This window comes from Tepidanaerobacter sp. GT38 (genome assembly GCF_021991635.1).
GTDB lineage: Bacteria > Bacillota > Thermosediminibacteria > Thermosediminibacterales > Tepidanaerobacteraceae > DTU063.
Genome location: NZ_JAFFJA010000024.1, coordinates 1 through 13455, shown reverse-complemented (window position 1 = coordinate 13455; position 13455 = coordinate 1). Strand labels below are relative to the sequence as shown.

16 protein-coding genes, 1 pseudogene and 3 riboswitches are annotated in these 13455 nt (G+C 33.8%); all 17 genes and pseudogenes read left to right on the top strand.

Annotation, left to right across the window (positions count from 1 at the left end; translation table 11 throughout):
• The first annotated feature begins 18 nt into the window (after window positions 1-18).
• The 17 genes and pseudogenes from JT739_RS04790 to JT739_RS04720 all read left to right on the top strand — a co-directional run bounded on the left by JT739_RS04790 (window position 19) and on the right by JT739_RS04720 (window position 13238).
• The gene (locus JT739_RS04790; protein ID WP_237659964.1) at window positions 19-1506 is read left to right on the top strand and encodes a UxaA family hydrolase; all 1488 of its coding nucleotides are present in this window, start codon (window positions 19-21) and stop codon (window positions 1504-1506) included.
• A gap of 220 nt (window positions 1507-1726) precedes the next feature.
• Complete coding sequence (locus JT739_RS04785) at window positions 1727-1858, top strand: cyclic lactone autoinducer peptide (RefSeq protein ID WP_237659963.1); 132 nt, start codon at window positions 1727-1729, stop codon at window positions 1856-1858.
• A gap of 81 nt (window positions 1859-1939) precedes the next feature.
• Window positions 1940-3310, top strand: a complete 1371-nt coding sequence (locus JT739_RS04780) for a sensor histidine kinase (protein ID WP_237659962.1) — start codon at window positions 1940-1942, stop codon at window positions 3308-3310.
• Window positions 3252-3842, top strand: coding sequence for an accessory gene regulator ArgB-like protein (locus JT739_RS04775; RefSeq protein ID WP_237659961.1), 591 nt, complete (start codon window positions 3252-3254; stop codon window positions 3840-3842). The genes JT739_RS04780 and JT739_RS04775 overlap by 59 nt, the downstream gene beginning before the upstream one ends.
• A gap of 26 nt (window positions 3843-3868) precedes the next feature.
• Window positions 3869-4588, top strand: a complete 720-nt coding sequence (locus tag JT739_RS04770; RefSeq protein WP_237659960.1) for a LytTR family DNA-binding domain-containing protein — start codon at window positions 3869-3871, stop codon at window positions 4586-4588.
• Window positions 4589-4891: 303 nt separating this feature from the next.
• Window positions 4892-4979, top strand: a riboswitch (cyclic di-GMP riboswitch).
• A gap of 85 nt (window positions 4980-5064) precedes the next feature.
• Entirely contained in the window at window positions 5065-5310 is a 246-nt protein-coding gene (locus tag JT739_RS04765; RefSeq protein WP_237659959.1) for a helix-turn-helix domain-containing protein, read from the top strand.
• Between the two features lie 99 nt (window positions 5311-5409).
• Window positions 5410-5835 (top strand): sigma-70 family RNA polymerase sigma factor, encoded by a 426-nt coding sequence (locus JT739_RS04760; RefSeq protein WP_237659958.1) that lies wholly within the window; start codon window positions 5410-5412, stop codon window positions 5833-5835.
• Window positions 5836-5920: 85 nt separating this feature from the next.
• Entirely contained in the window at window positions 5921-6229 is a 309-nt protein-coding gene (locus JT739_RS04755) for a hypothetical protein (RefSeq protein ID WP_237659957.1), read from the top strand.
• Window positions 6230-6599: 370 nt separating this feature from the next.
• A complete protein-coding gene (locus JT739_RS04750) occupies window positions 6600-7235 on the top strand; it encodes a hypothetical protein (RefSeq protein WP_237659956.1) in 636 nt (211 codons plus the stop codon).
• 74 nt (window positions 7236-7309) lie between these two features.
• Window positions 7310-8434 (top strand): hypothetical protein, encoded by a 1125-nt coding sequence (locus tag JT739_RS04745; RefSeq protein ID WP_237659955.1) that lies wholly within the window; start codon window positions 7310-7312, stop codon window positions 8432-8434.
• A gap of 186 nt (window positions 8435-8620) precedes the next feature.
• Window positions 8621-8712: riboswitch (cyclic di-GMP riboswitch) on the top strand.
• Window positions 8713-8785: 73 nt separating this feature from the next.
• On the top strand, window positions 8786-8932 hold the full coding sequence (locus JT739_RS04740; protein WP_237659954.1) for a hypothetical protein: 147 nt from the start codon (window positions 8786-8788) through the stop codon (window positions 8930-8932).
• Window positions 8933-9514: 582 nt separating this feature from the next.
• Window positions 9515-9691, top strand: coding sequence for a hypothetical protein (locus JT739_RS04735; protein ID WP_237659953.1), 177 nt, complete (start codon window positions 9515-9517; stop codon window positions 9689-9691).
• Between the two features lie 88 nt (window positions 9692-9779).
• Entirely contained in the window at window positions 9780-11339 is a 1560-nt protein-coding gene (locus JT739_RS04730) for a hypothetical protein (RefSeq protein WP_237659952.1), read from the top strand.
• 41 nt (window positions 11340-11380) lie between these two features.
• Complete coding sequence (locus tag JT739_RS04725) at window positions 11381-11641, top strand: hypothetical protein (protein ID WP_237659951.1); 261 nt, start codon at window positions 11381-11383, stop codon at window positions 11639-11641.
• Window positions 11642-11994: 353 nt separating this feature from the next.
• Window positions 11995-12267 (top strand): annotated as a pseudogene (locus tag JT739_RS12890) (LytTR family DNA-binding domain-containing protein); the annotation flags it as partial.
• A gap of 383 nt (window positions 12268-12650) precedes the next feature.
• A riboswitch (cyclic di-GMP riboswitch) is annotated at window positions 12651-12738 on the top strand.
• 80 nt (window positions 12739-12818) lie between these two features.
• Window positions 12819-12944, top strand: coding sequence for a hypothetical protein (locus tag JT739_RS12695; RefSeq protein ID WP_255688369.1), 126 nt, complete (start codon window positions 12819-12821; stop codon window positions 12942-12944).
• A gap of 3 nt (window positions 12945-12947) precedes the next feature.
• On the top strand, window positions 12948-13238 hold the full coding sequence (locus JT739_RS04720) for a sigma-70 family RNA polymerase sigma factor (RefSeq protein ID WP_237659950.1): 291 nt from the start codon (window positions 12948-12950) through the stop codon (window positions 13236-13238).
• Window positions 13239-13455 lie beyond the last annotated feature (217 nt).

Sequence of the window (13455 nt, the reverse complement as noted above, 5' to 3'; positions counted from 1 at the left end):
GACCCGGGAGGGGTTTTTATGGCTATATTAAGGATTAATGAAAAGGATAATGTGGCTGTAGCTCTCGACACAATAAACGAGGGTGAAATAGTTTCTGCTGATTCTTTTTCAATTAGAGCCTTAGAAAAAATCGAAAAGGGACACAAAATTGCCTTATGTGATATTAAACAGGGTGAAAATATAATAAAATACGGTTTCCCCATTGGCCATGCGACTGCTGATATTAAGGCAGGCCAATGGGTTCATTCCCATAATGTTAAAACAAATTTAGGTGAGATAATAAGTTATGAATACAAACCTCATCTGTCTGATGCAAAAAAGGTTGAAACAAGTCTTACTTTTAAAGGGTTTATTCGTGAAGACGGCCGAGTTGGAGTAAGAAACGAAATATGGATTATTCCAACAGTAAGCTGTGTAAATAGAAATGCCAATATTATAGCTCAAATTGCTGCGAAAAAGTTTGCCGGTGTAAAAAACATAGAGGGCATATATGAATTTACCCATCCTTACGGTTGTTCACAACTAGGTCAGGATCATAAAAACACTCAAACCATTTTGGCAAATTTGGTCAATCACCCAAATGCAGGAGGAGTCTTAGTTTTAGGTCTAGGCTGTGAAAACAACAACATTGATGAATTTAAAAAGGTTTTAGGCCAGTACAATCCTGACAGAGTAAAGTTTTTAGTAGCTCAGGAAGTAGATGATGAAATCCAGGCAGGAGTAGAACTGGTAGGAGAATTGGTAGAGTATGCATCACAGTTTGAAAGAAAAGATTGTCATATATCAGAACTAGTAGTAGGGCTTAAATGCGGCGGGTCAGATGGATTTTCCGGTATAACCGCAAATCCTCTAGCAGGGTCCTTTTCCGACCGACTGATTTCTTACGGAGGGAGCACTATTTTGACTGAAGTGCCTGAAATGTTTGGGGCCGAAACTATTCTCATGAATCGTGCTGTAGACCGACAAGTGTTCGAAAAAACTGTAAAACTCATAAATGATTTTAAAGAATATTTTATGAGTTACAATCAGCCAATTTATGAAAATCCATCACCGGGGAACAAAAAAGGTGGTATAACGACACTAGAAGAAAAATCCCTAGGCTGTACTCAAAAGGGCGGAACAAGTGACGTGGTAGATGTGCTCAATTACGGCGATGTAGTTAAAAAGAAAGGCCTGAGTTTATTAAACGGACCGGGCAATGATATGGTAGCAGCAACGGCTTTAGCTGCTGCAGGTTGCCACATTATTTTGTTTACTACAGGCCGCGGCACGCCACTGGGAACTGCCGTGCCTACCATAAAAATCTCTACAAACAGTGACCTTTATAACAGGAAATCCAACTGGATAGACTTTGATGCTGGCAGGCTTCTTTCCGGTGAGACTATGGAAAAGCTTACATCTGACCTGATAGATTACGTCATAAATGTTGCTTCGGGTCAAAAATGCAAAGCCGAGGAGATGGGCTTTAGAGAGATTACCATCTTCAAAGATGGCGTGACACTGTAAGTTTTTATAAAGCTTTATATAAAAATTACCCTAACGCTAACTCACAGTTAACGGCAGGGTATTTTTTCTGTCAAAACCTTATGCGCCATTCACCCTTCAAAATACGCCAATTAAACCGACAAATAGGCCATTTAAATAGTTGTGGCAGGAAATTTAGTAAAGGGGTAGAATAATGGAAATATAGACAAATAAATATCAATTATGAAAGGAGGAAGAAATTATGTTTAAGAATATACGTACATATTTTCTAACCTCCCTAGCTTCCTTTATAACTGCTATAGCCTTTATAGGAGTAAGCCCCCAAAGCATATGGATATTTTATGAACCTGATATCCCCGAAGCATTAAAGTAAGTGCTGCATCAATGTAGCATCAACCGGTTTTTTAAAAAGCCGGTTGATGCCCCCCTTTTTCTTTTTATGGGAGGAAATAAGATGTTCCCTATTCCATGGTATGTGGCATTATTTGAATCTATTCCTGAAGGATTTTTGATTATATTTCTTTCTCTAAAGTTAATGAATAAAGAAAAAATTATTTACTCAAAGATTATTTTGATGTCCATCATTTACGGTCTTATTACATATGTCATAAGAACAGTAATCGCTCATATGTACAATACTATCCCTCCCTACCTGCACACCATATTGCTTATGATTACATTTGCCTTATTGATGAAGTATATTTATAAAACGGATTTTTTATTTGCTATCATATCAATATTTATAGTATTAGTTATTTTCGGCCTTGTTCAGTACATATTTGTTTTAAGTCTTATACAAATTATAAAAATAGATTATGAAATGTTAAGTGAGTTTCCGTGGTTAAATATAATCTTTTTTATACCAGTAGCAGCTATAACGTACTGCATTGTTAATTTTTTCAGTAAAAATGTAGGTGTTAAAAATATGAACAAAGGAAGTGTTATTGCCCTATTTGCTGTAGTATTTCAATTAATGACTATACTAATGTTAAACCAAATATTATTTTCATCAAACGTAGAAGCATATCATAGGAAACTGCCGCTTATAATATTGGCTTTATCTGTAGTTGCACTGGTTTTCTACTTTTCACTAAAATACATTCAAACTTCCTCAAGAAAGGAAACAGAACTTGAATTAATAAAACAACATTTACGAAATATAGAAGAATTGATAACTACCCTGCGTGCCGAGAGGCATGAAAACATGAAACATATGCAGACCATTCAATCACTTGCCTATTTAGGTAAAAATGAAGAGCTGATGGAATACTTGAATAAAATAGTCGGTCATTATCGGTCAAATGTAAAACTTTTAAGATTAGGAGACATGGCATTAACGGCGCTGGTAAATGTTAAAATGGAAATGATGCAAAGAAATAAAATCAACTTTGAAGTAAAAATAAACGGTTTAGGAATATATAACACAAGACTTGATTCTGCGGAACTTACCACTGTTATTGGTAATATCCTTGATAATGCAATAGAAGCTGTCCTAGAAAGAGACAGCGAGAGGACCATATATCTTGAAGTAGATGAAAATGAAAAGTTCTATATAGTAAAAATAGCAAATAATGGCCCTCCCATAGAGACAACAGATTATAACAAAATATTCACCGCTGGTTATAGCACAAAGCATAAAGATGTAAGAGGCTTCGGCCTATATACAACAAAAAAGATAATGGATAAGTATAGCGGCATAATCGAAGTATCCTCAGATGAAAACACTACCAGCTTTACTTTATATATTCCAAGAAAGGGTGGAATCAATGCTACGGAAGCTTTCTCGAAAGCTGTCACTGATGCTAAAAGCACAGCCGGAATGTGAAGCATTCGATTCCGAAGTTATTGCATATGGTCTTGAAATAATACTAGGAAGTGCATTTAAATTTGTTTCAATAGTCGCAGTATCAATTGTGCTTGGAACCTTTCCTGAAACAATGTTAAGCCTTATTGTCTTTGCGAGCATACGCAACTTTGCTGGCGGAGCCCACTGTAAAACTTATTTTATGTGCTATATGACCGGCGTGCCATTGTTTGTCATAAACGGTGTATTAGCAAAAAATATAATATTGCCTAAAATCCCCTTGACTATAATTGGCGACATGATTTTAATAGCTGGGCTTTTTATCACAATGAAATGGGCTCCGGCGGGGACACAGAAAAAAGCCATTGCTGATATGGAAACAAGAAATAAAATGAAATTAATAACCATTGTGATTCTTGCAGCTGTCTTTTTACTCAATAATACCTTTTTCATACTTGATAGAATGAGCTACTTTCAAGCTGTTTTGTTAGGGGGTTTTGAAGCATTATTTTTCATAAGCCCTATGGGCTATAAACTTTTAAACTCTATATAATTATTTTTCCAGAAAGAAGGCTGTTTATGGCAAGTGTCTTAGTGTGTGAAGATGACGAGAATACCTTGGAGCTTATATGTTCTCTCTTAAAAGAAATTTCCCTGGTCGAGGAAGTCTATACTGCCCGCACAGGGGAAGAAGCGGAGGAAATCATTAAAAAAGAGTCTCCCCAAATACTGCTTTTAGATATAGAACTTCCCGGTATTAATGGAATAAATGTTGCAAAAACAGCCGTTTCTCTAAACCCCGATGTGTTCGTCATATTCATAACTGGATATTCAAGTTATGCTAGTGAATCTTTTGTGGTTCGTCCTTACGATTATATTCTAAAACCAATAGACTTTGAGAGGTTTCGGGAAACACTTAACTTAGCAACGACAAAGTGCGAAAATGATATTTTCAATAGCAAACTCAAGGTAGCTGGAAAGATTCCCATAAAGGATACTAATGGTATATTGTTCCTAAATCTTAACGATATTATTTTTGTAGAGCGAGTAGGAGAGAAAACCAGGATACATACGAAAAGGAAGGTTTACGAGTGCGCCGCTAATCTAAAAAATATAGAGGCATCTTTAAGCAGCAATTTTTATCGGACACATAAATCGTATATAGTGAACATGGAGAAGATTGAAAGGATAGAAAATCTTAGGGATACATTTGAGATATCCTTTTATGATTATCCCCAAAAAGCCTACATAAGTAAAGGCAAATATCGATTTTTAAAAGAAGAGTTCAAAACAACATAGCTTATATTTTGAGATGCCCCCAATAGGATATTTTCCCCAAAACCCAACAGATGTGCTCTCTTAGGGTTGACAAATAAATAATAAAAATTTGTCACCATAAGGGAGCACATTTTTGTCTAATAAAGTTGCAAATATAAAATAGAAAATAGTGTTCAATTGAAAAAATTATCTTATAGTGCTGCGCTGTATACCTTCAAAAATACGCCAGTTATACCGAACAATATGCTGGTTGTGGAAAGCCAGCAGGAAAACTTAAGAGACTGGTGAAATATAGAAAGTGATTGGAAACTTAAAACAAAATACCAGTGATAAAGGCAAACTTGTCGAAAGATAAGGGCGCAAAGCCATAGGGTCTAAAGTGCATCTGCACTATGATAGCCTGGCTGCCGCTTATGTAAATGCCCGCCTTCTTTGTGATATGCGTGCTTTTTTTGTCCTTTAAATTTGAAAACCACGGGGGAAGGGACTGATAATTTTTGAGGAAGAAAACAAAGCTAAAAGAACTTATACATAAAGCTCAAAGTGGTGATAAAGATGCTCTTAATCAGTTGATTGAGCGGTTTAAGCCCTTAATAAATAAATACGCTAATCGCCTAGGCAATGAAGATGTTAGCTCTGAAATTATAGAATGGTTAATAAATGCTACCATGAGCTATAAAGAAAAAGAGAGCTGTGCAAAAGAAGACTTTGAAAAGTTTGTCAATAATAATAATGATGTATAAAATGTGGTTTGGTTTAAAAAAAGGTTATAAAAAGTTTATGTGTTGTCTCTATATATAGTAAAGGATAGTAAATGAATCTATGAAAAGGAGGGTGGTGAAATGCCAACCTACTTATCAGAATATTCGAACTACGACAACGAAGAAGCGAGAATAGCATCATGGTATATAACAGGAATTAAACGCAAGGCATGGAGTATAGCAAAAAAACAGCAAAACTTGAAGCGGCGAGAGATGTTGATACTGAATAAAGCTATTTATGATATGGAAGGGAATTCTGTGGAAATGATTGATATCGTTGCGGACTGTGACAACATGGAATCAAAGATAGAAGACAAGATAAATATTGAGCAAGTTTTATCGAAATTAACATCAAAACAGCAACAAGTAATAAAAATGATATTTTTCCAAGAGCTAACCGAAAAAGGAGCTGCAGAAAAATTGGGTGTTTCACAGCCGGCAGCTCACAAGATAAAAAACCGAGCGTTAAAAAAAATGAAAACGTACATGATGCGATATATAAGCTGAAAATACGATGGAATATTTCTATCAACTTTTATATTTAAGAAAATGTTTCAAAGTTTAGCTGGATAAGTTTAAAGGGGGAATGGAAATGAAAGATCAGTTTACTTACATTTCCCTAGGAACATTAACCGGTGCTGTTACGGCAACAATACTTGTTGTGGAATTTATTAAAGAAATTAAATATTTTAAACCGCTACCTACCAAATGGCTCGTATTTATGATATCTGTAGTGATTGTTATTTTTACAAGCATTGCAAGAGGTGAATTTAGAGTAATAAATTTGCCACTATACTTTTTGAACGGATTATTGGTAACCACATCAGCTATGGGAAGTTGGAGAGTAATAAATGACAGCATGGGAAGCATTAAAGCAAAAAGCATGAAAGAAAAAAATTAGAGAAATAATGAAAAAGATTTTGCAGGAGGTTATTAAAATGACCTCCTGCTGCCATTCACCTCTTAAAATACGCTAGTTACACCGCGAATTACGCCGGTTGCGGAGCATCAAGCAGGAAATGAGTTGTATAATGGTTAATGTTAAATATTAAGAAGATTTTAATACCCCTGGCTACTATGGTAATAAATTATTGCCCACTTCTTTCTTCACTAGCGGGCATTCTGTACACAAAAGAATGGGAGATGAGGCGGTATGGTAACTAGAGACAATCTGACTCCACATGAGACAAGCTTTATTAGTTGGTTAGAAACAACCTTAAAATATGCTGCTTTGCATCTTATAGAAAAATAAAAGAAAGGAGTAACATATTATGATAAAAATCTATTGGGACAGACTTAATTTTGTTCTGGTGACTATTTTTTTAGTTTTCGTCATCGTTACTTCAGCGTATGGTGCGAATGTTGAACTTCAAAATGGAAGTGAAACCAGTAAAATAAAGTTAACCGAAAATCAAAAAAATATTTTAAAAGCCTATGGACTTTCGGAAGATGAAATAGCTAATATTGATTTGCAAACTATTCGAGACACTCTAAGAAATGGGACTATAGTTGATAGTTCTTGGTTTGGTGATGAACCAAAATATGGTACTAACGATATTCCGAGTCATTTGGAAAAAATAATAGCAAGTAAAAATCTATCGGATCGGCAAATGAAAGGACTTCGGCAGAGAGGATATACATACGAAGAAATAGCTGAAATGGATAATAAAACAATAGAATCGATTGTGGGTTCTGTTTCTTTACTAAGTGCATCTAACGCTAACCCCCCTGAAGGGTACCAATACGTTGCAGAAGTGCCTGATGGCGGCGGAACAAATGAATATTTTCATCCAGATGTGTCAGTAACTACAAATCAACTCAATTGGTATGTAAGTGCTTCAAAAGAATTTACAAAACATATTTATAACATGTCCTCTAATCCACCAATAGGAAATGGTATTATTTAAAAATCATATAAATTTTTTGTATATTTCACGCTTTGCATAGTTTTTTATATAAAAAAGAAAGAGGTTATGATGTAATGAAGAGAATAATACTTGCGGTAACACTGTTGCTTTTGGTTCTTTTTTGTGGCTGTTCTGTAAAACAGCAACAAATGCAAGATATTGACAGTAATATAAATCAACTGGATGGTACTATTTCAGCTTTAGAGGAGTACGGTTTAAAGAAGCTAACATTTCCTGATATTAAAGGATTCCGCCTTCATGATATATATTGGGTAAATGATGATTCGATTTTAGTTATCTTAAACGATAGAACGTCAAAGAATCGAGCTGATTTTACCAAGCGTGTATACTACACCACCCTTACTGATATTAAACCTCAATTGGTTTATGAAGGGCCTTTTTTGGGGAATGAAAATCTCAAACGATTAAAAAATGGTGATTTACTTCTTTCAGGAACTGATAAAGCATTGCGAATTGAAACACAGACGTTTACAGTTATTGAAACCATTCAATTTCCGGAAAGAAGTTTTGAGGCTGATATCTCATACGATGGAAAAAAGATAGCATATGTAAATGATAAAGGACTTTTTGTTGATACTATTCCATCTTCAAAACCAATTTTACTTTTTGAGCGGATAGATTCAGAGAAAGAGAAAAAAGCCCCCACAGAGCCTAAATGGTCTGAGGACGGACAAATTTTATGTTATGCTGTGATTGGCAATGAGCCTTTTAAATATGTATTTGTTACACCTGATGGCAAACAAATTTTTGAATATGCCATTGAAGCACACGGATTTGGGTGGTGGTTTGGCGATGATCAAAAGTTTGTTTCTGTAAGTTTAGGTGAGAATTTTGGCATGACTCCCTTACTAGCAGTCATTGATGTTAATAACAAAGCTGTATATGAAACAGAAAAAGATGGGATTATTTCTATACGCTGTCAGCCATATAGAAACCACGTTTTGTACTTACAGTCAAAAATGGATAAACTGGAAGAATTAGGTCATCTTACTGAGCGCTTAATTCTTTTTGATACAGCTATGGAAGAGGAAAAAATAATCACACCGGACTTTAAATATATTTTTAGCTATGAATTATCGCCATCGGGGAAAATAGCACTGATTGGTAATTATGACAATCCTGAAAACGAATACAATATATATTTAATTGAGCATGCACATTCTTTTGAAAAACAGTAAATTACTGCCATTTGTAATTAACGTTTATTTTATGGATAAAATTGATTCGCCATTAACTATTACCTTTTAAAATACGCTAGTTGCATTGCGAAACATGCCAGTTGGGCAGAGCTGGCAGGAAATGAAATGTGTAATGGTTAATGTTAAATATTAAGAAGATTTTAATACATCGCTTCCAAAAAACATATGTAAGAAAGGCAAACTTATCAATAGATAATGTCGCAAAGCTATAGGGTTTAATGCTTCTGCTTCTGCCCTATAATAGTCTGGCTACTATGGTAATAAATTATGCCCACTTCTTTCTTCACTAGCGGGCATTTTGTACACAAAAAAACGGGGAGATGAGGCGGTATGGTAACTAGAGATAAGCTGACTCCACATGAGACAAGCTTTATTAGTTGGTTAGAAACAACCTTAAAATATGCTGCTTTGCATCTTTCCATAAAACACCATAAACAACGTGAGAAAGAGCTTTTGATATTAAACGCTGGTGTATGAAACTCAGCGAGGCAACCTTCAGGCCAAAACGAAGCTAATTTTAAAGATATCCCCATTGATAAAAAAGTATAGTTACAGCCTTGGGTATAATTTCGATGAAGGTATTCAGGATTTAACATGCTATATAATTGAGGCCATTATGAGATATAAGCCAAAAATATAAAAATTTTTTTGAGGGGGTGACAATTTGACTGTTTATTGTCCCTTATATATTAGAGGGGAAATTAATGTGAAAGAGGGTGATTCCGTTGTGCAATTTTGTTTTAAATAATCTTCTTAATACTTTGAATAAATGAAAGGAGAATCACATTGAAAAAGCTTATTACAATTACATTTGTTTATCATTAGGTGTTTTTGCTTTTACAGCTCAAGCGGAACATATGAATACTTCACAAGGAGATTTGATACCAATAGAAGAATATATTAAAATGTATTCGGAAAACGATCCGAAAGTTATTAAGATTAGTGAACATGAGTATATCTTGGATAAATCTATAACGAACACGGATTTTACAAGATTAGAAGTCTCACCTGGTTCACGAATATATTTTTTGAAAAAAGACGCAAATCAATTAGCTGGCCATGAATGCAATCGAATATGATAGAGAAAAGGAAAATATACGAGATCACTCGGCAAGATATCATGATGCTTATGTAGCTGGCATACTTACGAGCTGTGGCACTTCTACTAGAGCTGGATTAGATTATAAAGGAGACTATGACTATGTAGAGAATTACATCAATTGGTATACTGATTAAAGATAATGATTTATGGGGCTTATTTTTCAATCCCCAGGTATTGTTTATTTTGACGTTAACATAAATTACAATTATGGGAGAAAAGGATATGAGAAAGAAATTATCTGTGCTACTATTATTTATTTTTTTTACTATAAACATTACATCATGTTATAGTAATAATAATACATGGGTAAAAAATACCATACAAAAAATATATGCCTCTCAAAACAATGATGGCGGATATAAGGAATCTTTCTTTGTTCAAAATAGAGAATTATCTTCTACATATTATTTTTTAGAAATATGTAGCTTAATGGATTTTCCGCTAGATAATGATTTTAAGGAAAAGACCCAAAATTGGATTTTATCAACTCAGAATGAAGACGGATATTTTGGCGATGAACAACAATATGGCAGACAAATTCAAAACACTTACTTTGCTGTTTTAAGTTTGAAAAAGATTGGTTATAAATTTGATGAAAAACAGATTCAAGAAATAACAAGTCATTTTGAGCAATTAAAAAAAACTAATAAGCTGTATTATGAGCTTAGCCCTGAAAAAGAGCCTTTTCTAAACTATTTTGTTCTAGAGAGTGCTAAAGCCTTAAAGAGTGAGGAAAAGTTTAAGGATGTTAATACGGCATTTAAAAATATGTGTACCCAATCAACCAGCATTGATCCTTTAACAAAATTATTCTTTCTAAACTATTTTAAAGAATCTATAGAGATAGATGAAGAATTACATCAACAAATCATAAATGAGATGAAACAAAATAAATATTCTTTTATTCAGGAATTATGGTTCCTAAGTTTTCTTGAAGATGATAATTTAAATAAAAATATTAAATCAACTCTTTTGAAATACTTCAATTTAGATGGCGGTTTTTCTGCTATGATAGAAAATTCTTCCTCAGATCGCGAAACATTTTATGCTTTACAAACATTAAAAAGGTTAAATTATAAAATGCCTGTCCTAAGAAAAAACATGATAAAAAATTTTGTTTTTGCTCATATGAATGCTCAAGGAGGGTTTAATAAACCGTTTACTAGTCCGTCTACCCCACAAGCTACATATAAGAGCCTTAATATACTGACGAAATTAGGTTATGAAGTAAACAATCGTGATAATGTAGAAACTTACTTGAAACGCAATCTTCAAGCACTAATGCAAAGTTCAGATTATCACCCCTTAGTAATGTTAAACACCTTGAAAGCTCTACAACTGCTTAACAAAGATGAGAATCTAATATCTACTGTAAAAGAATTAGATCAGAAGTTGTACAAAGAGTTTATTAATAATACCTATCAGAACCTTGAGGAAAAACTGAGTCATAGTTTTGAACTAGTGTTGTACGATATATCATATTACGTTGACATTCTATTAATGTTAGGCGAAAATATCCCAGATAATTTAAAGCAAAAATTATATAACAACTGCGAAGAAATTATTGAAAAATACATGAAATCGAATACGATAGCTTCTATAGTTTACATATATTATTCGGTAAGACTGCTGGACAACATTAACGTCATTAGCCGTTACAATACACAAATTGATTCCTTGGCCAAAAAAATATTGAATCAGGAATTAAATAGAGAAGATAAAGGGGATCTTTTAATTTGTTATTATGCAATGATGATCCAGAGATATAATCATACAGGATGAAGTCTTCAACTAGTTCTATCGAAGGATATGGTGACAATACAATGAATGTTTCAATATCTGATTATAAGTTAAGATATTTTGACGATTACAACATCATCCTGCTTAAATTATATAATGCTGAACATAGCAAATGGAATAAATATTATATTACCGACAGAAAAACAAATATCCCTGGTAAGATCAAGATTTCAAATGAAGAAATATATGATGACATTGTTGTATTCCAAATCCCCAAAGGGCTTGAAAAATCAAGGCTTTTCTTCTATTTTTCGGAAAACGGATACACTGAAGTTCCTTTTTAAAAGCCGAAATATATTAATAACCATAGCAAATGCATCTTTTATAGATGCATTCGTTGCGATTTTAAGAGAGACGTCAGTAGCGGAACATCAAATAAAATGGTGGTTGGAATGACAAGGAATTTTGCAATTCTTATGTTATTGTCATAAAGAGTTCATACAAAAGCTCTGTGAAAATACTGATAAGTTTGCTGCCTACAATGAACGATATAGGGGTTTTTATCATATTGTGACTGTGTTTAATCCATGGTCAGAATTAAGGAATGCAGCAAGGAGTATACCAATGTCGTTTATAGAGTAATGGCCGGAAAACTTCCGGTGAGAGATACAAGTAGCATAATCTTTTTCTAAATCTTAACGAGATAATCTTTATAGAGCGAGTAGGAGAAAAAACCAAAATACATACGAGAAGAAAGGTCTACGAGTGTGCCGAAAATCTAAAACGAATTGAGGTATCTTTGAACAGCAATTTTTATCGAACACATAAATCATATATAGTAAATATGGAAATGATTGGAAAAATTGAAAATCTTAGGGATACATTTGAGATATCATTTTATGATTATCCTCAAAAAGCCTACATAAGTAAAGGTAAATATCGATTTTTAAAAGAAGAGTTTAAAATATGATAGACCTTCACTTTGATGAACTTTATGATATCTCCATGAAACTTTATAAAGTAAAATAGATTGGATACAAAAATAATCTACGTTTACTTAATATTTTGAAACGCCCTCAATAAATAGATAACTTTAAGACCCCAAAATGATGTGCTCCCTTAAGGTGGACAAATAAATAATAAATATTTGTTACCATAGGGGAGCATATTCATTGTTTGAAAAAGCAAAATAGCAAATTCCAATGGAACAATTATGTTTTTTTGTGTCTTACGCTGACACCGCCCAAAATTACGTTAGTTACCCCCCACAATACGCCAGTTGAGGAAAGTCAGCAGGAGAATTAAAGATATCTGATGAATACGAAATATGATTGAAAACTTAAAACAAAATACCAGTGATAAAGGCAAACTTATCGAAAGATAAGAGCGCAAAGCTATAGGGTCTAAAGTGTGTCTGCACCATGATAGCCTGGCTACCATTAAGGTTATATAATTACGCCCGCTTCTTTCGATAGCGGGCATTTTATTCACTAAATAAAAAAATAGGGGAGATGAGGCGGTATGATAACTAAAAACAAGCTGACTCAGCATGAGACAAGCTTTATTAGATGGGTAGAGATAACACTAAAATATGCTGCTTTGCATCTTTCCATAAAACGCCATAAACAACGGGATAAAGAGTTATAGATATTGAATGCACCGGTATCTGAAGATGATGGGGAAGAAATGATTCGCTATATAGAAGATGAAAATGTCAATGTTGCAGAACATGCCATAGATGATTTAGTTATCCAGGAAGCTTTATCAATTCTAACAGAAAAACAAAGAACGGTAATTGTAGATAAATTCTTTTATGGATATACGGAAACTGAAATTGCACAAAAGATGGGGATCTCAAGACAAAGTGTAAACAGGTTAAATAAAAAAGCATTATTAAAGCTAAATAAAATGTTCTGGGAGCAAGAACATGATGGCACATGAAGATGATTTAATCAAACTGGTATATGAAACTAAGCGAGGTAACCTTCAGGCCAAAAACGAAACTAATTTTAAGGATATCCCCATTGATAAGAAAGTATAGTTACAGCCTTGGGTATGATTTCGATGAAGGCGTTCAGGATTTAACATGCTATATAATTGAGGCCATTATGAGATACAAGCCACAAAAGAAAATATAAAAATTTCTTAGGAGGGGGGG

Coding starts and splice junctions, on each gene's coding strand:
- JT739_RS04790 (WP_237659964.1), top strand. CDS start 19: ATGGCTATATTAAGGATTAATGAAAAGGATAATGTGGCTGTAGCTCTC.
- JT739_RS04785 (WP_237659963.1), top strand. CDS start 1,727: ATGTTTAAGAATATACGTACATATTTTCTAACCTCCCTAGCTTCCTTT.
- JT739_RS04780 (WP_237659962.1), top strand. CDS start 1,940: ATGTTCCCTATTCCATGGTATGTGGCATTATTTGAATCTATTCCTGAA.
- JT739_RS04775 (WP_237659961.1), top strand. CDS start 3,252: ATGCTACGGAAGCTTTCTCGAAAGCTGTCACTGATGCTAAAAGCACAG.
- JT739_RS04770 (WP_237659960.1), top strand. CDS start 3,869: ATGGCAAGTGTCTTAGTGTGTGAAGATGACGAGAATACCTTGGAGCTT.
- JT739_RS04760 (WP_237659958.1), top strand. CDS start 5,410: ATGCCAACCTACTTATCAGAATATTCGAACTACGACAACGAAGAAGCG.
- JT739_RS04755 (WP_237659957.1), top strand. CDS start 5,921: ATGAAAGATCAGTTTACTTACATTTCCCTAGGAACATTAACCGGTGCT.
- JT739_RS04750 (WP_237659956.1), top strand. CDS start 6,600: ATGATAAAAATCTATTGGGACAGACTTAATTTTGTTCTGGTGACTATT.
- JT739_RS04745 (WP_237659955.1), top strand. CDS start 7,310: ATGAAGAGAATAATACTTGCGGTAACACTGTTGCTTTTGGTTCTTTTT.
- JT739_RS04740 (WP_237659954.1), top strand. CDS start 8,786: ATGGTAACTAGAGATAAGCTGACTCCACATGAGACAAGCTTTATTAGT.
- JT739_RS04735 (WP_237659953.1), top strand. CDS start 9,515: ATGAATGCAATCGAATATGATAGAGAAAAGGAAAATATACGAGATCAC.
- JT739_RS04730 (WP_237659952.1), top strand. CDS start 9,780: ATGAGAAAGAAATTATCTGTGCTACTATTATTTATTTTTTTTACTATA.
- JT739_RS04725 (WP_237659951.1), top strand. CDS start 11,381: ATGAATGTTTCAATATCTGATTATAAGTTAAGATATTTTGACGATTAC.
- JT739_RS12695 (WP_255688369.1), top strand. CDS start 12,819: ATGATAACTAAAAACAAGCTGACTCAGCATGAGACAAGCTTTATTAGA.